This window comes from Vulgatibacter sp., assembly GCF_041687135.1.
Taxonomy (GTDB): Bacteria; Myxococcota; Myxococcia; order Myxococcales; family Vulgatibacteraceae; genus JAWLCN01.
In genome coordinates, this window is sequence record NZ_JAWLCN010000011.1 from 76,525 (window position 1) to 94,576 (window position 18,052).

General features: G+C 71.7%; 18 protein-coding genes. 4 read left to right on the forward strand and 14 right to left on the reverse strand.

The genetic code is table 11. The features are described 5' to 3' along the window. The gene (locus ACESMR_RS20195; RefSeq protein ID WP_373048927.1) at nt 1–1,203 is read left to right on the forward strand and encodes a hypothetical protein; all 1,203 of its coding nucleotides are present in this window, start codon (nt 1–3) and stop codon (nt 1,201–1,203) included. A 115-nt stretch (nt 1,204–1,318) separates the two neighbouring features. Continuing rightward, the gene (locus ACESMR_RS20200) at nt 1,319–2,533 is read left to right on the forward strand and encodes an argininosuccinate synthase (protein WP_373048928.1); all 1,215 of its coding nucleotides are present in this window, start codon (nt 1,319–1,321) and stop codon (nt 2,531–2,533) included. A gap of 147 nt (nt 2,534–2,680) precedes the next feature. Here ACESMR_RS20200 and ACESMR_RS20205 read toward each other — a convergent pair whose 3' ends face one another. Then, the gene (locus ACESMR_RS20205) at nt 2,681–4,111 is read right to left on the reverse strand and encodes an SDR family oxidoreductase (protein ID WP_373048929.1); all 1,431 of its coding nucleotides are present in this window, start codon (nt 4,109–4,111) and stop codon (nt 2,681–2,683) included. A gap of 25 nt (nt 4,112–4,136) precedes the next feature. Then, nucleotides 4,137–4,730: a dephospho-CoA kinase gene (gene coaE / locus ACESMR_RS20210; protein ID WP_373048930.1), complete on the reverse strand. Its 594-nt coding sequence runs from the start codon at nt 4,728–4,730 to the stop codon at nt 4,137–4,139. Between the two features lie 138 nt (nt 4,731–4,868). Here coaE and yihA point away from each other — a divergent pair, with 138 nt between their 5' ends. Next, nucleotides 4,869–5,477, forward strand: a complete 609-nt coding sequence (yihA, locus tag ACESMR_RS20215) for a ribosome biogenesis GTP-binding protein YihA/YsxC (protein WP_373048931.1) — start codon at nt 4,869–4,871, stop codon at nt 5,475–5,477. A 57-nt stretch (nt 5,478–5,534) separates the two neighbouring features. Here the strand turns inward: yihA and ACESMR_RS20220 are convergent, their stop codons facing one another. From ACESMR_RS20220 to ACESMR_RS20245, 6 genes are all read right to left on the reverse strand, one after another. Beyond that, nucleotides 5,535–5,825: a hypothetical protein gene (locus tag ACESMR_RS20220; protein WP_373048932.1), complete on the reverse strand. Its 291-nt coding sequence runs from the start codon at nt 5,823–5,825 to the stop codon at nt 5,535–5,537. A gap of 10 nt (nt 5,826–5,835) precedes the next feature. After that, nucleotides 5,836–6,069, reverse strand: a complete 234-nt coding sequence (locus ACESMR_RS20225; protein ID WP_373048933.1) for a hypothetical protein — start codon at nt 6,067–6,069, stop codon at nt 5,836–5,838. A gap of 26 nt (nt 6,070–6,095) precedes the next feature. Beyond that, a complete protein-coding gene (locus ACESMR_RS20230) occupies nt 6,096–6,308 on the reverse strand; it encodes a DUF3618 domain-containing protein (RefSeq protein ID WP_373048934.1) in 213 nt (70 codons plus the stop codon). Nucleotides 6,309–6,421: 113 nt separating this feature from the next. Beyond that, entirely contained in the window at nt 6,422–7,225 is an 804-nt protein-coding gene (locus ACESMR_RS20235; RefSeq protein WP_373048935.1) for an endonuclease/exonuclease/phosphatase family protein, read from the reverse strand. Further along, nucleotides 7,212–8,888, reverse strand: a complete 1,677-nt coding sequence (locus ACESMR_RS20240) for an alkaline phosphatase family protein (RefSeq protein WP_373048936.1) — start codon at nt 8,886–8,888, stop codon at nt 7,212–7,214. The genes ACESMR_RS20235 and ACESMR_RS20240 overlap by 14 nt, the downstream gene beginning before the upstream one ends. 82 nt (nt 8,889–8,970) lie before the next feature. Beyond that, on the reverse strand, nt 8,971–9,522 hold the full coding sequence (locus ACESMR_RS20245) for a hypothetical protein (protein ID WP_373048937.1): 552 nt from the start codon (nt 9,520–9,522) through the stop codon (nt 8,971–8,973). 189 nt (nt 9,523–9,711) lie between these two features. Between ACESMR_RS20245 and ACESMR_RS20250 the strand changes: the two genes are divergently transcribed. Continuing rightward, nucleotides 9,712–10,266 (forward strand): VIT1/CCC1 transporter family protein, encoded by a 555-nt coding sequence (locus tag ACESMR_RS20250; protein ID WP_373048938.1) that lies wholly within the window; start codon nt 9,712–9,714, stop codon nt 10,264–10,266. Between the two features lie 58 nt (nt 10,267–10,324). Here the strand turns inward: ACESMR_RS20250 and ACESMR_RS20255 are convergent, their stop codons facing one another. The 6 genes from ACESMR_RS20255 to ACESMR_RS20280 form a co-directional block, all read right to left on the reverse strand. Then, a complete protein-coding gene (locus ACESMR_RS20255) occupies nt 10,325–12,595 on the reverse strand; it encodes an Ig-like domain-containing protein (protein WP_373048939.1) in 2,271 nt (756 codons plus the stop codon). Nucleotides 12,596–12,752: 157 nt separating this feature from the next. Beyond that, on the reverse strand, nt 12,753–13,202 hold the full coding sequence (locus ACESMR_RS20260) for a CoA-binding protein (RefSeq protein WP_373048940.1): 450 nt from the start codon (nt 13,200–13,202) through the stop codon (nt 12,753–12,755). A 51-nt stretch (nt 13,203–13,253) separates the two neighbouring features. Next, nucleotides 13,254–14,099, reverse strand: a complete 846-nt coding sequence (locus ACESMR_RS20265) for a lysophospholipid acyltransferase family protein (protein ID WP_373048941.1) — start codon at nt 14,097–14,099, stop codon at nt 13,254–13,256. Nucleotides 14,100–14,220: 121 nt separating this feature from the next. Then, the gene (locus tag ACESMR_RS20270) at nt 14,221–15,114 is read right to left on the reverse strand and encodes a hypothetical protein (RefSeq protein WP_373048942.1); all 894 of its coding nucleotides are present in this window, start codon (nt 15,112–15,114) and stop codon (nt 14,221–14,223) included. An 86-nt stretch (nt 15,115–15,200) separates the two neighbouring features. Next, complete coding sequence (locus ACESMR_RS20275; protein WP_373048943.1) at nt 15,201–16,346, reverse strand: lysylphosphatidylglycerol synthase transmembrane domain-containing protein; 1,146 nt, start codon at nt 16,344–16,346, stop codon at nt 15,201–15,203. 12 nt (nt 16,347–16,358) lie between these two features. Further along, nucleotides 16,359–17,969 (reverse strand): alkaline phosphatase family protein, encoded by a 1,611-nt coding sequence (locus tag ACESMR_RS20280; RefSeq protein ID WP_373048944.1) that lies wholly within the window; start codon nt 17,967–17,969, stop codon nt 16,359–16,361. Between the last annotated feature and the right edge of the window lie 83 nt (nt 17,970–18,052).

Here is an 18,052-nt window from a genome sequence, read left to right on the forward strand (position 1 = left end):
ATGGCAGACCCACGCATCGTCCAGTTGCTCGAACGAGGGCTCCGGCATTTCGCGCTCGGGGAGCTCGATCGAGCGGTCGACACCTGGCAGCAGGTGGTGGCCCTCGAGCCGCAGAACGAGCGCGCTCGCGACTACCTCGAATTGGCCAGCCGCGCCGGCGTCTCCGAAGCCGCCGCCGTCGCGCCGGCGCATCTCGCCGCCGCGCAGGAGCCCGCCGCCGCGGAACTGCTGCCCTGGTTCGAGGACGCACCCGCGGGGACCGGGGCCGACCCGAACCTGCGCCTCGACGACTGGTTCGACCGCAACGGGCCGCAGAACGGCGGCGATCTACCGCCGGTGGCTGCAGGGGCGCTCCCCTGGCAGGAGTGGCACTCCGAGGCGGGGCTGCACGCGACCGGCGAGCTGCCCTGGGATGCGGAGGCCGCTGCGTCCGTCGCCTCCGCTCCCGCCGCGTGGGACGCCGCGGCAGAGCCGCCGCCCCTTCCGGCCCTGGCGCCCGATGCCCCCGGGTGGGCGGGCCATGGCAACGCCGATCCGCTGCTCGCCTCTCCGTGGTCGGACGTGTTGCCGCCCGAGGCGGGAACTGCCGATCCGTGGACGGCGGAGGGGAGCGCGCTGCCCGAGCCCATGGAGGCGATCGGTGCGGAGCCGTGGACCCCGGGCCCCGGCTCCACCGGCTGGGACGTCGCCGATACCGGCGAGGCGGTCCTTCTTGCCGACGACGTGGCTGGCGATGCGCTTCTGATGCTCGACGAGGAGGCGCCAGCGCCGGTAGCGGTGCCGCCGGCGCTCGCAGGCCTGGCAACCCCGGGGCCGAGCCGGCGGGCGGAGGCCGATACGCTGATGCAGGGGGCGCGGGAGCTCTTCGACCTCGGCGATTTCTCGGGCTCCCTCGAGCTGGTGCAGAAGGCCCTCTCGCTCCAGCCCGATCACCGCGACGCCCGCGGCTACCTGGAGCGCAACCAGGACACCCTCGTCCAGATGTACGAGTCGAAGCTCGGCTCGCTGGAGAGCAGGCCGCGGGTGGTGCTCCGCCCGGACGAGATCGTCTGGCTCAACCTCGATCACCGGGCGGGTTTCGTGCTCGCCCAGATCGACGGGACGATCACCATCGACGACCTCTACGCGCTCTCCGGCCTCAGCCGCCTCGATACCGCGAAGATCCTCGCGGAGCTGGTGGAGCAGGGCGTGATCTGCAGCTGATGGCGTCCGGGCAGGCGGGCTGGCGAACTGCCTCCCACCTGACGTTGCGCGTCACGGCCCCTCGCTGCTACAAGGCGCCACCCTCGATCCCCGAGGTCGTTTGCTGGAGGCGCGCATGGCCGGCCGCGATTCGGTTCGCAAGATCGTCCTCGCCTATTCGGGCGGTCTGGACACGTCGATCATCCTGACCTGGCTCAAGGAGACCTACGGTGCGGAGGTCATCGCCTTCTGCGCCGATCTCGGCCAGGGCGAAGAGCTCTCCCCGCTGGAGGAGAAGGCGAAGCGCACCGGCGCCAGCGCCTACGTGCAGCGCGACCTGCGCGAGGAATTCGTGCGGGACTTCGTCTTCCCCGCGCTCCGCGCCAACGCGGTCTACCAGGGCACGTACCTCATGGGCACGAGCCTCGCCCGCCCGATCATCGCCAAGCACCAGATGGAGGTCGCCCGCGAATTCGGCGCCGACGCCGTCTCCCACGGCGCCACCGGCAAGGGCAACGACCAGGTCCGCTTCGAGCTGACCTATTACCACTACGATCCGGCGATCAAGATCATCGCGCCCTGGCGCGAGTGGAACCTCGGCAGCCGCACCGAGATGCTGGACTACGCCGACAAGCACGGCATCCCGGTCACCGCGACCCGCGCCAAGCCCTACTCGATGGACCGCAACCTCTTCCACATCTCCTACGAGGGCGGCGTCCTCGAGGATCCGTGGAACGAGCCGGACGCCTCGATGTTCCTGCTGACCCGCGATCCGACCGAGGCGCCGGAGAAGCCGCAGTACGTCGAGATCTCGTTCGATAAGGGCAACCCCGTCGCCGTCGACGGCGAGCGCATGAGCCCCGCCACGCTGCTGGCGAAGCTCAACGAGATCGCCGGCCTCCACGGCATCGGCCGCGTCGACATGGTCGAGGATCGCTTCGTCGGCATGAAGAGCCGCGGCGTCTACGAGACCCCGGGCGGCACCGTGCTCCACGCTGCGCACCGCGCCCTCGAGTCGATCACCCTCGACCGCGAGGTGGTGAACCTCCGCGACTCGCTCATCCCGCGCTACGCGCAGCTCGTCTACAACGGCTTCTGGTACGCCCCGGAGCGCGAGCTGCTCCAGTCGATGATCGACGAGTCGCAGGCGGACGTCAGCGGCGTGGTCCGGATGAAGCTCTACCGCGGCGGCATGCAGGTCGCCGGCCGCAAGAGCGAGAACACGCTCTACGCCCCGGAGTTCTCGACCTTCGAGAAGGACGAGGTCTACCGCCAGGCCGACGCGGCGGGCTTCATCAACCTGAACGCCCTGCGCCTGCGCATCCGCGCCCTCCGCCGCAGCAAGCGCTGAGCGGCGGCCGCGCGTGCAACGAAGAAGGCCCGGCTCCCCGCGTGGGGGACCGGGCCTTCTTCTGTCCGGGGCCCTGGGCGTTTCCGCGGAAACCGGGCCTTCCCCCGTGGGGGGCGCTGGGCGTTTCCGCGGAAACGGGGCGGCTGGCTAGCGCGTGCGCGCTGCGCTTGCGTCGGGCGGCTGAGAGGCCCCCTCGGGCTCCGCCGCGCCCTCGGACGGCGTTTCCGCGGAAACGGCAGCTGGCGCTGCGGGCTCCGCCGCAACGCCGGGGGCGCCCTCACCCTCGCCGGCACCGGCACGCTTGCGCGGGCGGGTGGGGCGGGCGGCGCCCTGCCGCGCCTGCCGCTGCCTGGTGGGCCGCTGGCGCTTCTCGGCGCCCTCCACGGTCGCTACAGCCGCGAGCACCTCTTCCGCGGCGCCCTCTGCATCCTCGGCAGCGGCCTCGGCGGGCGCTGCCGCCTCGCTGGGCGCGAGCGGATCCTCCGGCGCCGCCTCGGGCCTCGTGCGAGCCTCGCGGCGCAGCCGCTGCTGCTCCTCGACGAACGCCAGCAGCTTGTCGAGATAGGCCGTGAGCGGCGGGCAGCGGATCCCCGTGCCGTCGAGCTGCTCGAGGGTGTTGCGGCAGTTGTAGATCACCAGCTCGTTCAGGTGCTCGATCGCCGCCCGCTGCGGCCGGGAGAGCCGCTCGAGGAAGGGCAGGCGCAGCAGCGCCACCGACGCCCTGGCCGGCAGCCGCGCCCGCGGCGGACGCTTCCCCGCCTTCTGGGCGACGTACTCGTAGACCTTCCGCGCCGACATCGGGTTGGGGTCGACGAGGTGGAAGGTCCGGCCTTCCGCCTCCTTGCGGAAGGCGAGCTCGAGGATCGCATCGACCACGAAGTCGGACGGCACCACGTTCAGCGGGAACGAGCCGTCCCCCGGCAGCGGCACCGGCACCCGCAGCGGCGAGGTGACCAGTTCGAAGGCGGTGTAATAGGGCCCGTCGAAGCGATCGATCTCGCCGGTCCGCGAATCGCCCACCACGGTCGAGGGGCGAAAGACGGAGATGGGCAGCTCGGCCATCGCCTTGCGCACCAGCACCTCGGCCCGGAACTTGGTCTCCTCGTAGGCGTTGTGGAAGCGCTGGCCTTCCTCGAGCTCGTCCTCGTCGATCACGCCCTGCCTGTCGCCGGCGACGTGCACGGTCGACATGTGGCTGAGGCGCACCAGGTGCCTGGCGTCCCGCGCCAGCTCGAGGACGTTCCGCGTGCCGTCGACGTTCACGCGCTCGAGAGTCCGCCGATCGACGCCCAGGTAGCTGATCGCCGCGAGGTGGAAGACGTGGGTCACCTCGTCGGCAAGCTTGCGGTACTCCTCGCCGCTCAGCCCGAGGTGCATGTCGACGACGTCGCCGACGAGGACGGTGACCCGCGCCCCCTGCTTCGGATCGAGGCGGGCCACCTCGCGCCGTGCGTCCTTGGCGAAGCGCGGCTGCACCAGCACGTAGAGCTGGCCCTTGCGATCCCGCTCGAGCAACCTCGCTGCGAGCCGCTTGCCGATGAAGCCGGGATACCCGGTGACGAAGTGCACGTTGCGCATGCTCTCCCCGCTCGAAAGCTGCCGATCAGGTGCGGCGCACCACCTCGGCCCAGACCTCGTCCACCCGGCGCCGGAGCGCCTCGAGGTCGCCGCTGTTGTCGATCACCCAGGTGGCCCGGGCCTTCTTCTCCGCCAGGGGAAGCTGCGCCCGCAGCCGCGCCTCGGCCTCCTCGGCCGAGAGCCCGTCGCGCCCCTGCAACCGCTCCACCTGCAGCGCCGGATCGGCAGCGACGAGGATGGTGCCGTCGAGCCCCCGGTCGAGATCGTTCTCGAAGAGCAGGGCGGCTTCGTAGACGACCTGCTGCGCGCCGGCGCGCTCCGCCGCCGCCATCCGCCGCGTCGACTCCGCCCGGATCCGCGGGTGGGTGATCGCCTCGAGCGCCAGGCGCTCCGCCGGGGCGGCGAAGACGAGCGCCCCCAGCGCCTTGCGATCGAGGACGCCGTCCCGCACCACCTGCGGCCAGCGTGCGGCAATCGCCGCGAGCCCCTCGCTCCCCGGCGCCACCACCTCGCGGGCCAACGCGTCGGCGTCGATGACGGGCACCCCGCGCGCCGCGAGAAGGCGCGCCACCGTGCTCTTGCCAGAGGCGATGCCGCCGGTGAGGCCGATCCGCTGCAAGGTAGCTCTTCCCTCCCGGGCAATTCGAGGCCCGCATCCGTAGCAGGTTCGCGGAGCCGCGGGCAATCTTCCCGGCGCGCTGCTTGCCGTTGGGCCGTCCCTCGTGGTAGCGCCCACCGTTTCCCGAAGGAGCAACCGATGAAGGTCATCGCCGCGGATTTCGTCACCACTGCGGTCGCGCCTGCTGGCTGGCCCCCCGCCGATCTTCCTGAGATCGCCTTCGTGGGCCGGTCGAACGTCGGCAAGTCCTCGATGTTGAACAAGCTCTCCGGCCGCAAGGGCATCGCCCGTGTCTCCGGAACGCCGGGCCGCACCCGCGCCCTCAATTTCTTCGAGCTCACCCTCGAGCGCGCCGCCACGAAGGAGAAGCTGCGCTTCTGCGACCTCCCCGGCTACGGCTTCGCCAAGGTCTCGAAGGCAGAGCGCGCGCAGTGGGCGAGGATGATCGAGGGCTACCTCGCCGAGCGCGAGCCGCTCAAGGCGGTGGTGGTGATCATCGACGGCAAGGTCGGCCCCACCGACGACGACATCGAGATGCTGCGCTGGCTCGAGGCCACGGGCCGCCGGCCGATCGTGGTGGCCACGAAGATGGACCGGCTGCCCAAGGCGCACCGCGCAGGCAGGCTCCGGCAGATCGAGGCCCAGCTGCAATTCCTCCCCCGCACCTTGATCGGCTTCTCGGCGGAGGAGGGCTTCGGCCGCGACGACGTGTGGGCGAAGATCCTCGACGCCGCGCATTCGCCGTAGAAACGCGAAGAGGCCCCGCGCGATAGGCGCAGGGCCCCGCCGACGGCGAAGCGGAACTCAGAAGAACTGCTGCGACTCGTCCTCGGCCTCGGCCATGTTGGTGAGCGCGCTCTGCAGCAGCGGCAGCAGCATCGCCCGGCTGCCCACCCGCACCAGCGCACCGGTGAGCGGGGTGAAGAGCCCGCCGCCGAGCACGTAGCCCACACCCGCCGCGACGGCGAGGGTGCGGTAGGGGTGCTCCTGCAGCTGCCGGGCGACGTCGAGCCGCTCGTAGAGCTCGACCGCCGCGTCACCCAGCTCCGAGGCGATGTCGCCGACGCTGCGATCCGTCTGGTTCATCTCGGCCACCGCACCCTCCTCACTTCGCCTTCGAGGCGATCTTTCCCACGAGGTATCCGACCGCGACCGCACCGAGCAGCGCCATGCCCGGGCGCTCCCGGATGAAGGCGATGGCGCGGTTGTTGATGTCGTCGAAGACGACCTTCGCATGCTCGACCTGCGCAGAGGCCTCGTGGGCGAAGTGCTGCACGCGCTCCCGCTTGTCGGCGCCGTTGCCCCCGAACCCACCCGGTCCGCTCGATCCCTGGTTCATCGGTCGTGCTCCCTTTTCGTATGCCGTCAGCGCCGGCCCAGCAGGTAGCCGACGGCGAATGCCATGCCCACGGCGACGAAGGGCCGACGCTGGACGAAATTGCGCCAGTCGAGCCGCTCGCTCACCTCGTCGCGCAAGGAGAGCAGCGAGTCGGCGATCTCGGCCCGGGCGTTCTCGATCTCCGCCCGGATCTGTTCGGGATCACGGCGGACGGACGCGCTCCGGCTCTCCTGCCCCATGGGTCCTCCCGGGGGGCGTCGACCGCCCCACGCAACGAAGAGCCAACCTAGGCGCGGACCCCTGCATTGGAAACCACCCCGCTTGGGGCGGAGTGGCTACAGGGGGAACACACTCAGGGAGCGCCGGCAGCGAGGGTGCCCCGCTCGGCGCCGGGCGGCAGCTCCATCTGCTCGCGCCGCAGGCGCAGCCGCGCCACCAGGGGCAGGTGATCGCTGGCCACCCGGGCCGCTTCGGAGCGGTGGACCCAGGTCGACTCGGCGGCCCAGGCGTCGTCCACGTAGATCCGGTCGAGCCGCAGGATCGGGCTGCGAGCGGGGTAGGTCGGCCCCGGCGTTCCCGCGGCGACCGCCGCGTCGATGAGCGAACGACGCACGGTGCGGGCGATGGGCCCGTTGAACCAGAAATTGAAGTCGCCCATCACGACGAGCGGCCAGGAGACCGCGGCGTCGCGGACGATGTCGGCGCCGAGGAGCATCGCCGCCTGCTCGCGCTGCTCCGCCCTGGCGAGGCCGAGGTGGAGCCCGAAGACGTGCACCGGGCTCTCGCCGAAGCGCAGATCCGCGCGCAGGCAGCCGCGGGGCTCCCGGCGCCGCACCGAGAGATCGTAGGAGCGGCTGCCCTCCACCGGCAGGCGGCTGACGATGGCGTTGCCGTAGGCACGGTCGCCGCGCAGCATCGTCGGTTGGTAGATCACCGAACAGCCGATCCTGTCGCCCAGCTCCGCCGCGTAATCACCGGCGGGGCCGCGGCCGCGGACGTCACCCACTTCCTGCAGCGCGACCACGTCGGCGCCGATCTCCTCGATCACCGTGGCGACGCGGCCGAGGTCGAAGCGCTTGTCGGTGCCGATGCACCCATGGATGTTGTAGGTGGCGACCACCAGCTCGGTGGCGCCGCCGCTCTCAATGCCTGCCATCGTGCAGACCGTGCTCCAAGGTGGCGATGGTCGGCGCCTTCGCCGCGTACTCGGGTACGAAGCGCTCGCGGAAGAAGGCATGCAGCTCCCGCGGCCCCATCTGTGCGTCCCCGACGGGAACGTGCCAGGGGTGGATGAAGAAGGTCTCCACGTCGCCGGCCCCGACGCCGCCGTGGGAACCGAACTCGAAGGCGTAGGCCACGTCCCCGCCGGGCACGCCGGCGCCGTAGACCACCAGGTCGCCGGCGGAGGGCATCTGCAGCATCTCCAGCAGGTAGCTGCGCAGGCGCGTCCCGTCGTAGCGGAGCACGCCCTCCAGCGCGCCGGGATCGGAGAGGTCGAAGCGCTTGCCCTGCAGGAAGGCGAAGCCCGCGCTGCCGCCGCGAATGGCGACGATGCCGCTCGCAGGGCATTCGAGCACCGCGCGGAGCTGCGCGGGCCAGCGCGCCTCCATCTCCTCGAAGGTGAGCGGCGCGGTGCGGTCGGTGAAGTAGACGTGCGCCACGTCCCCCGCCTCGGAGACGATCACTTTCGGCCGGTTCTCCTCGCCGCCGCCCTCGCGGCTCGCGCCGCCGCAGAGGCGCTTGAAGAAGGGCACCGCCTCGAGGCGCTCCCGGCGGAGGCGGTCCCGGGCGATCCGCTTGACCCGCGCCGGGTCGACGCCTCCCCTGCGATCGGCGGCGAGGATCCAGTCGGCGAGGTTGGGCCCTGCGAGCACGCGCTCGATCGGGCGGGTCGGCTCCTGCCCGTGATCGGAGAGCACGTACATCTCGTAGCGGCGTTCGGGCCGCGCCTTGATCGCGGCGTGGAGCAGCGCGAGCGCGTCGTCGGCGACGCGCAGCTCGGCGAGCGCCTCCTCGGAGAAGGGGCCGCGGCGGTGGGCGATCTCGTCGTAGCCCGCGTAGACCGTGTAGATCGCCGGCACGCCCCGGCTCAGGTCGAGGAGCGTGAGGTGGGTCGCGAACTCGGCGAGGAGCTCGCCGAGCAGGGCGCGGTGGATCACGAAGCGCGGCTCGTGGCGCAGGCGGCGCTGCTCGATCGCCCAGCGCGCGGAGCTGATCGCGCCGCTCGCCGCGGTGCCGGCGAATTTGGCGAGGCCGCGCACCACCGGCAGCGCGTGGGCGATGGCCGAGGCGGCGTGGTCGTAGAGGTTCTTCTCGTCGGGGCCGCCGATGGCGAGGTCGCGGGCGAGGCGGCTGGTGCAGAACGCCGGCTCGCTGGCGCCGCCGGAGACGATGGAGAAATAGGTGGAGCCGCCCGCGAGGAGGCCGGGACGGGCGATGCTCTCCTCGAGCCGCAGCACCTCCGCTGCGTCGTCCATCCGCACGTCCTTGCCCCGCCGCTTGTCGTGCCAGATGAAGCCCGGCAGATCGCCGTGGTCGCCGTAGAAGAGCGAGGATTGGAAGGCGGGCGTGGAGGCGGGCGTGCCGGCGTGGGAGGCGGCCAGGCCGTACTCACCGCGCTCGATCGCGCCGGCGAGCCAGGGCATGTAGCCGGCGCCGATGGCGCGGCCGAGGACTTCGCGGGAGACGCCGTCGAGGTGCACGATCAGGAAGCGCCGCCCGCCGCGGAAGGGCGGACGGATCGCGGTGCCACGCCGGCCCAGCGCTGCGAGCGGACGCTCGAGCCAGGACGAGCCCGACGGCGGGTAGTCTTCGAACATGGAGCCCTGCCTCACGCCCCCCGGGTGCAGTGCAATGGGCCCGCGCTGCCGCTGCGCGAGGCCCGGTGTGGTGCGCGTCGCTTCAGCTCGTGCGGCGTGCGGAACGTCCGAGGAGCTGCAGCGTCTCCAGCGCGTTGCGGATCGGCTTCTCGATCGCGCGGGCCGCGTCGCCGACTGCACGGAAGACGGGCGGGAAGGTCCGCACCAGGCGGCGCTGCGTCGGCGAGAGCCTTCGCTCCGCCCGCTCCCGATCCTGATCGCGGGCAGCGTGGAGCATCTCGCCGCGTTCCCGCTCGAAGGGCTCGCGCTCGTGGCCGAGCGCTGCGTCCTCGCTGGCGGGAATGCCGAAGCCGAAGGGCGCCTCCTCCTCGCGGATCTCACGGGCGAAGGCGCTGCCCTCGAAGGCCTGCTGGTTGCTCCGCCAGCGGCCGTGTCGCTCGTCCCGACCGAGGGACTGGAGCTGCGCCTCCGCTTCTTCCGTCGCGGTGAGCGCGGCCCGCGTCGCGCCTTCGCGCGAGGCGCGGCGGAGCTCAGCCTTCTCCTGCGAGAGCTTCGAGCGGTGCTGCTTGCGCGTGCCACCGGGGCCGCCGCTCCGGCCACCGCGCTTGTAGGAATCCTGGTTGTCCTTCACCATCGCCGCCACCCCTTCCTTCCCGTCGAAAAGAGTAGGGATGGCGCCATGCCATCGCATCGGTGCGCCCGCTGGCCGAGTGGGGAGCACGTTTCGGGGGGCGGCCCCTGCCCGGCGGAGCCGAAGGCGGAGCGCACGGAATGGGGCAGCTCCCTCGCGCCATCCTTCCTGCGGTGCGCAGCGTCGCCCCCGATGACGACGCGGAAGGGCAGGCGCAAGGATCCACCGGGCCGGCCGGAGCATGGCTTCGGCCACTACCTGCGCGACATGATGTACGGCGCCAGCGACGGCGTGGTCACCACGCTCGCGGTGGTGGCGGGCGCGAGCGGCGCCGCCTTCGAGCCGCGGGTCGGGCTGGTGCTCGGGCTGGCGAACCTGGTGGCGGACGGGCTCTCGATGGGGGTGAGCAACTACCTCGGCCTCAAGTCGGAGCTCCAGCAGGAGGGGCAGTCGGTGCGCAAGGAGCAGCCCTGGCGCCACGGCGCTGCGACGCTCGCCGCGTTCGTGGTCGCGGGAGCGGTGCCGCTGCTCGCCTATCTGCCGCTACGGCCGGCAAGGCTCTCGGTGCTCGAGCTGGCGCTCCTGCTCTCGGCGCTGACGCTGGCTGCGGTGGGGGCGACCCGGGCGCCCTACGTGGGCAGGTCGCGGTGGCGCTCGGCGCTGGAGGTGGTGTCGCTGGCGATGGCGGCTGCCGGGGCCGCGTGGCTGGTGGGCCACCTGGCGCGCGGGCTCATGAACGGGGCGTAGGAACGAAGCGGGCCCGCCGCGTGAGCGACGGGCCCGTCGTGCTACGGATGGCGCGTGGTCAAGGCGCCATCACGGTCGCCGCACCCCAGGTCGGGGCGGCAGCCGCATTCCAGTCGGCGTTGCTCATCGTGTCGGCGGGACCGGTGGCGGTCCAGGCGCGCTGGGCGCTGTTGCCGGTGGCGGTGGTACCCACGCCGCTCCAGGAGGCGCTGACGTCGAGGGCGCTCGGCACCGAGTCGTAGGCGCAGGTCGAGCCGCCGCAGTCGGCGGGAGTCCAGAGGCCGGCGCTCTGCAGGCTCTGGAGGTTGGCCGGGAAGTAGCCCGGGGGCGTACCGGTCATCGTCACGTGGGCGAAGGGCACGGCGTCGACGATCGCTCCGACGTGATCCTCCACGACCACGACGCGGTGCGAGTAGGCCACACCGGTGGCCCCACCGACGAAGTCCCAGGCGGTGTCGTAGTTGCCAGCGGCGCTCGACTGCGGGTGCTCGTCGATCGCGGTGGTCTCCGCCGTCACGGTGGCGTCCGGGTTGATGTGGATGACGATGAAGTCGCCGGCGGCGACCGTGACGTTCGGCAGGGTGGCGAGGGTCTGGCCGGAAGAGCCGTCCATGGTGCGGAGGCGGTAGTCCTGCACCGTGCCGCCGGTCACCGCGTACAGCTCGAAGAGATCGCGGCCGCTACCGACGTTGACGTTCGCCTCGGTGATGAGCAGCTGCGCGCGGGGCACGCCGGCGCCGGAGAAGGTGGCGCTGTCGCCCGAGCCGATTGCGGCGCCGTAGAGGTCGGTGACGCCGGCGACCGTCACCGTATACGTCTCGGCGCCCTGCGCCGCGGTGGTGAGGGTCACGGTCTTGCCGTTCACCACGATGCCGTCCACCGCGAGGGCGGGGGTGATGGTGAAGTCGGTGGCCTGCACGCTCTCCTCGTCGAGGATGCGGTCGAAGGTGACCACCACCTCGGTCGAGGTGGCGGCAGCGGCGCCGAGGACGTTCGGCGCCGGGCAGGAGGCGACGGAGACGTCGTCCGCGGCGAAGGCCGAGGGCTGCGCCTGGTTGTTGAAGCGCCACATCACCGCCTGGTCGAGGGTGATCACGCATCCCTCGGCGAGGTCGAGCGCGGCCTGCATCGCTGCCGGCATGCGGACCTTGAGGTTGCTGTCGGTCGCCTGGCCCTCGGTGGCGAAGAGCGCGGAGACGTGCTCGGAACCTGCGCTGCGGAAGTCCTCGGCCACCGTGCCGGTGAGGGCGATCAGCTCCGCCTCGTAGCCGCCGAGGTTGGTGATCAGGTCGGTGGCTGCCGAGACGTCCTGCTTCAGCGCCGCGACGTCGGTGCCGGTGGTGGCGACGCTGAGGCCGCTGATCGCGGTGGCGCGGACCATGCCGGAGGTGCCGACCGAGTCGGTGACGGTGAACGACACGACGTCACCAGCCTGGAGCGCAGGGGAGGTGCCGGTGGGGTCCACCGCCACGAAGAGGGCAGGGCCGTCCTGCTCGGCCTGCACGAAGAAGCCGGCAGGGTCGTTGCTCAGGTTGCCGAGCGCCGGCCGGGTATAGGTCACGGTGACGTCGGTGACGGGGAAGTTGAGGCCGGAGACCGGCGTCACTGCGCGGAGCGCGGCGATCTCGACGCTGCCCCGGACGCCGCAGGCGTTGTCGACGCCGCAGGCCTCGTCATCGGCGCAGTCGGCGTCGACGATGCATTCGACGCAGGCGCCGCCGGCGACGCTCGTGTCGCAGACGCTGTCGGTGCAACCCTCGGTGGCCGTGCAGGTCACGCAGGCGTTCGCCTCCGTGTCGCAGACGCCGGCGGTGCAGTCGGCGGTCTCGAGACACTCGACGCAGCTGTTGGTCGTGGTGTCGCAGACGCCGCCGTTGCAGTCCGCATCGGCGAGGCAGCCCACGCAGACGCCGCCTTCGACGGAGGTGTCACACGTGCCGGTCGGATCCTCGCAGCCCGCCTCGGCGGTGCAGACCACGCAGGTGTTGGTGGTGGTGTCGCAGACGCCGGCTTCGCAGTCGGTGCTGTCCTGGCAGCCGGTGCACGCAGCGTCCTCGGCACAGGCGGCGTCGTCGCAATCGGTGTCACCGTTCGCGTCGTCGTCCTCGCCGTTGTCGCAGATCTCTTCGACGGTGCCGCCGGTACCACCGGTGCCGCCGGCGCCACCCATACCGCCGGCGCCACCCGTACCGCCGGTGCCACCCGTACCGCCGGTCGCGCCGGTGCCGCCCGAGCCGCCGGTGTTGTCGTCGCCGCCGTCGTCGCCACAGGCAGTGGCCAGCGAGGCGGCAGCGATCAGGGCCACCGCCCACATCATCTTGTTGGTCATCGCTGCGATCCCTCCTGCCCGGGTTCACCGGGAGTGGCGCGGGATCTGCCACAACTCCAACGGCGATACAAATCGACCGTCGGCTGGTAGACGCCGCCGCCCCGCATGTAGGGGCAGGGGGAACGCAATCAACTGGAAAAGGTCGAAAACGCCGCTTTCAGGCCCGATAACGCCGGTGATCGACCATCAGGCAGCGGTCCTGGACGACGAGGATGCCCGCCTTCGCCAACGATTCCGCCACCGAATCGTTGCGAATCCCACTCTGCATCCAGACCGCCCGCGGCTTCTTCGCCAGCAGATCGTCGAGGTGCCCGGCCACGTCGGGCCCCCGCCGGAAGATGTCGACGATGTCGACCGCGCCGGGCACGTCGGCCACCTTGCGGTAGACGGGCTTGCCGAGGATGGTCGTGACCTCCGGGTAGTAGACCGGCACCGGCACCACCTCGAGCCCCGCCTCGGCCAGGTATTTCGCCACGTAGAACGCAGGCTGGCCGGATTGTGCCTCGGTCTTGATGCCCAGCACCGCCACCCGGCTGGCGCCGCGCAGCAGCTCGGCGATCCGGTCCTCGTCGTCTTCGATCAGGTTCTTGCGCCAGTCTTCGCTCATGGGCGCCACCCTAAGGCCGCGCCTGCGCGAGGCGGCAGCCCCCCGCCGGGTTCAAGCCGACCGTTGCCGGACCGGCGGCTCGGTCTCGTCGGCGAGCTGCTCGCTCTCCGGCGCGGGGACGCCGAGCTTGCCCCGGGCGGCCACCGCTGCGTGGCGATCGCCGCCGGGGCCGCCGATGGCGAGGTGCATGTCGATCACCTCGTCGTGCACCTGCTTGAGCAGCGCCTCGCGGTGGTAGCGCTTCAGGCCCGCGGTGGGGATCGGATCGCCGATCTTCACGCGGATGGTCCCCGGGCGCACCCGGAAGCCGGTGCTGGAGAGGACCTGGTCCGCGCCGGAGATCGCCACCGGCACCACCGGCACCTGGGCCTCGATCGCCACCACGAACGTGCCCTTCTTGAACGGGAGGATCCGGCTGTTCCGCGACCGCGTGCCCTCCGGGTAGGCGAGGATGCTCGCCCCGGCGCGGATCCGCTCGCCTGCGTGCTGGAGGCTCGCCACCGCCTTCGTGCTCTTCTCGCGCTCGACGAAGATCATCCCCGTTGCCCACATGTACCAGCCGAGGAAGGGCACCCTGGCGAGGATGCGCTTGGCGATGAAGCGGAGCGGCGTCTTCAGCACCAGGAACGCCACCGGGATGTCGATGGCCGACTGGTGGTTCATCAGGAAGATGTGGGGCCTGGACCAGTCGATCCCCTCGCCCCCCTCGACCTGCACCTTGGCGCCGGCGCCCCAGAGGATCCCGGGCGCCCAGCAGGTGCGGGCCATGATCAGCGGCAGGTCGCGACGGAAGGTGACGGCGAGCACGAGCAGCGCGGCCGAGATCCAGAACGCGGTCCAGACGCCGAGGAAGATTGCCTGTCCTGCGTTCACGATCAGCCAGCCGAGCTTCTTCATGGTGCTCCCTTCGGCCCTGCGGGGCGGCGCAGAATGGCGGTGGCGCCGGCTGCTGTAAAGCCGCGCCGCGACAGCCCCGCGAACAGGCGCGCCCGCGTCGACCTTCCGCGCAGCGAGCGCTTCACGCCCCTTCGTCCACCACGCCGTTCCAGTCGATGAGCGCCGTCTCCCGCGCAGGCGGCCCCTCGAGCCCCTTCCAGAGCGGATCCTTCGCAGCGGCCTCGGGCCGGTAGGCCATCATCCCCGAAGGCGCCTCGTCGGCCTTCGCCCACGGCTCGAGCAGCGCCCGCACCGCATCGACCTCCACCCGGACCCACTCCTCCTTCGTGCCGAGCCAGGTCTTCTTCTCCCGGCGGAGCAGGAGATGGGTCGCCACCTGCGGCAGCCACAGCGGCGCCCCCGCCTCGTAGCGGCCGATCACCGCCGGCTCCTTGCGCAGCGCCACCGAGGCGAGCATCAGCCGCGGGATCTGCACGTCGGGCCCCGCCTTGATCCGCACCTCGCGCCGGTGGAGGTTGTGGCTGAAGACCTGGGCGAGGAGGTTCGCGTCCACGGCGGTGGGCAGCTCGGACGGCGCGGCGCCCGATTCGCGCAGCTCGGTGAGGGCGGCGCGGTTGCCCGCCTCCCACGACGGCAGGAGCTCCTCCTCGCTCCGGGCCCGCGGCGCCGGATCGCGCGCCTGCGGATCCTCCACCAGGTAGCCGAGCTCCTGCTGCAGCGCCACGGCGAAGAGGGATCCCTCGATGCCGAAGAAGCGCGGCCTGCCGTAGGGGATCAGGAGGAGGAGCACGCCGGGCTCCTCGGCTTCCTCCTCCTCCTCCTCGCCGAGGAAGCGCGGCGCGAGGATCGCCCAGACGCCGGTGTCGCCGTCGGTGAGGACGACCTGCTCCGGCGTGCTCGCCTCCTCGTTGACGTAGGGGGCGAGGGTCTCTGCTTCGCGCAGCACGCGCTGCACGTCGTGGAAGGAGCGGGGCAGTTCGCCTGCGGGCGGGTGGAGGAAGAGCTCGTGCATCATGGCGGCGCATCCTACCCGCGCCGCCGCCTTTGCGCAGCGTTTCCGCCGGGCGCCTCGACGCCGGGACCCTCTACGCCGGGAGCCTCTTACGCCGGAAGCCTCGCGCCCTCGGCGACCACCTCGTCGCTCCCCTGCTTCTTCTTCCGCTTCGGCAGGAAATCCCGGAGCCGCACCTTGCGCACGAAGAGCGAGACACCCCCGACGCTCATGTGCGTGAGCACGGTGGTGAGGTGGGTGAGCACGGCGAGCGTCGCCGCCTGTTCCGCGGTGGCGCCGAGGAGCCGCGCCGACCAGGTGGCGGCGAGGTAGTAGACGCCGAGCCCCGCCGGAACCCCGGGCGGGCTCTGTCCCAGCGTCACTGCGGCGAGCATCACGATGCCCGCGGTGACCCCGGGCTCCATCCCCACGCCGTACATGGCGAAGGTGTAGCCGGTGGCCACCGCGCCGATCGCGATCAACGTCGCGCCGAAGGCCTTGCCCACGTGGAGGAGCGAGCCGCTGGCTGCGACGCCCACCGCCAGCTCGCGCAGCGTGTTCTCGAGCTTCGGCGAGCGTCCCTTCGCGTGGAGCCAGTCGGCGATCTTCGGCGCGTAGCGCGCGGTGAGGAAAAGGAGCGCGATCAGGACAGGCAGCACGATCACCACGCCGACGAAGCCGCCCTTGAGGCTCGTGGTCGCGCCGAAGAAGGGGCCGCTCGGCGAGAGGCTCACCAGGGTGAGGAGCGCGATCACGTCGATGAGCTTGCAGACGAGCACCGTCCCCAGGCTCTGCGCGAAGGGTATCGCCCTGCCGCGCTGCTCGGAGAAGCGGGTGAGCGACATCGAGCGGATCGCCTCGCCCAGCTTTCCCGGCACCGCGTTGTTGGCGAGCAGGCCGATCGCCACCGCGTGGTAGCGATCCTCGTAGTGCGGTTTCGGCCGTGGGAGCACGAACCCCCAGCGCCAGGCGCGCAAGGGCGCCATCGAGGCGGTGAAGATCGCGAAGACGAGCACCCACCACAGGTGGCTGGGCAGGTCGGCGAACCACTGGCCGATGGGAAAGCGCGGCTCGATCCGGAAGCCGCCGGCGAAGACCGGTTTGAAGAAGGCCGAGCCGATGAGGATCGCGGTGAGCGAGACCGCCACCAGCGCGAGGGCGAGCCGCTTGAGTACGCGGCCCACCGTCCACGGCGCCCGCGCCGGATCGGGTGGCCGCCGCCTGGTGGTGAGTCGCTGCTGGTTCGGGCTCGCCATCTCGCCTTGCCTCTAGGCCGGTCCGCCGTAGAGCGACCGGAACGCATGGTGCAGATCGGCGGCGTGTGAGATCCGCGCGGCATCGAAGGGAATGCCCACGGGATGGAGGAGGAAGTTCTCCGTCTCGTCGAAGCTCGGGCCGCCGTGGGAGCTCCACTCCCACGAAAGCGAAACGCAGCCGCCCTCGCGCCAACTCCCGTAGACGAGCACGTCGCCTGCTGCCTCCGAGCTGGCGAGCTCCTCCAGCGCAGCCGCCACGCCGCGGGGCGAGCAGCCCTTCGGGACGGTGGCGGGATCCTCGGGATCGACCAGCCTGCCGCCGGGATCGAAGGCGAGGGCGGCGCCTGCGTGGCGCACCAGGGCGAGGCCCACGCCAGGGCAGGTGAGGATCCGGGCGAAGGTGCGGGCGTGGCGCTCGACGATGGCGCTGGCGTCCAGCGGCGGGCCGTCCTCGAAGTAGATCTGCGCGTAGTCGCCGCAGTCGACGATCTGCAGGTCGGGCTCGAAGGCGGGCGGCCCGGCGCTGGCGCCCACCGCCACCTCCACGCTCCGGGGCAGCTCCGGCGGCGCCTTGCCGCCATCGCCGAGGCCGCGGATCCAGTCGGCGAAGGTCATGCCGTATTCGCGCTCGAAGGGGACCGCCTCGATCTGGCCATGGTCGCTGAAGACGTAGACGTCCACCGGATCGTCCACCGCGGCGGCGATGGCGAACATCGCCTCCACCGAGTGGTCGATGCCGCGGAGCACCTGCTCCATGGCGAGGTCGGGGCCGCGGCGGTGCGAGACCTCGTCGAAGTCGTGGAAGTTGAGGAAGACGCGGGGGACGCCGCGGACGAGATCGACGATCGCCTGCCCCTGCGCCACCTCCTTCACCAGGGTGCCGACGAGCAGGTGGTTGAGCAGGAACATGAACTCGTGGCGGCTCGACGCCTTCTCGCGGACGAAGCGGCGCATGTCCCAGAGGAAGGGGCCCGTCTCCATCGCCAGCCGCGCCGCCAGGGCGAAGGCGGTCTGCCCGTGGATCTGCAGGAGCGCCGGGAGCTCCTCGCGGTCGAGGTTGGGCAGCTCTTCGCGGCCGAGGACCGCCGCGGCGCCCACGGTGTTGAGGTGGTCGGCTGCGCCGCCGCGGAGGATCGAGAGGTAGCTCGCGCCGCCCTTCATCAGGCCGTCGCCGGCGAGGGCGCGGATCCGCGCCTCCTCCTGCGCAGCGTGCTGCGGCTTGAACATCATCCGCTGCTCGCGGCTCTTGCGATCGAGCCAGTTGAACGCGGGCACGTCCGGATGGCGCAGGCCGTAGAAGAGCCCCGCCTGGTAGGCGGTGGTGGTGGAGGGCATGCCCGAGAAGGTGCGGGTCTCGCGCATCGCCCTGCTGTCCCGGAGCCTGGCGAGGAAGGGCATGGTGCCGTCGCGGGCCGCCTTCTCGAGGAGCTTCGCGCCGAGACCGTCGACGAAGATCGCGAGCAGGCGCCGCTGCCCGGTGGAAGGGACGCGCTTCACCACGGGGGTGAGCTCGCGGACGGTGGCCTCCGCCCAGCGGCGCACCACCGGACGCAGGGGGAGGGCGTCCAGGGTGAGGCGCTGGGGGAGGAGCGGGGTGGGGATTCGTTCGATCGTGCCAATCACCCGCTACAAACTGTGACCCTTTTGCACGGGCGGGCAGGGGGGTGCCCCTCGCGTGGGTGGGGCTTGCCGTTTCGGCGGGCGAG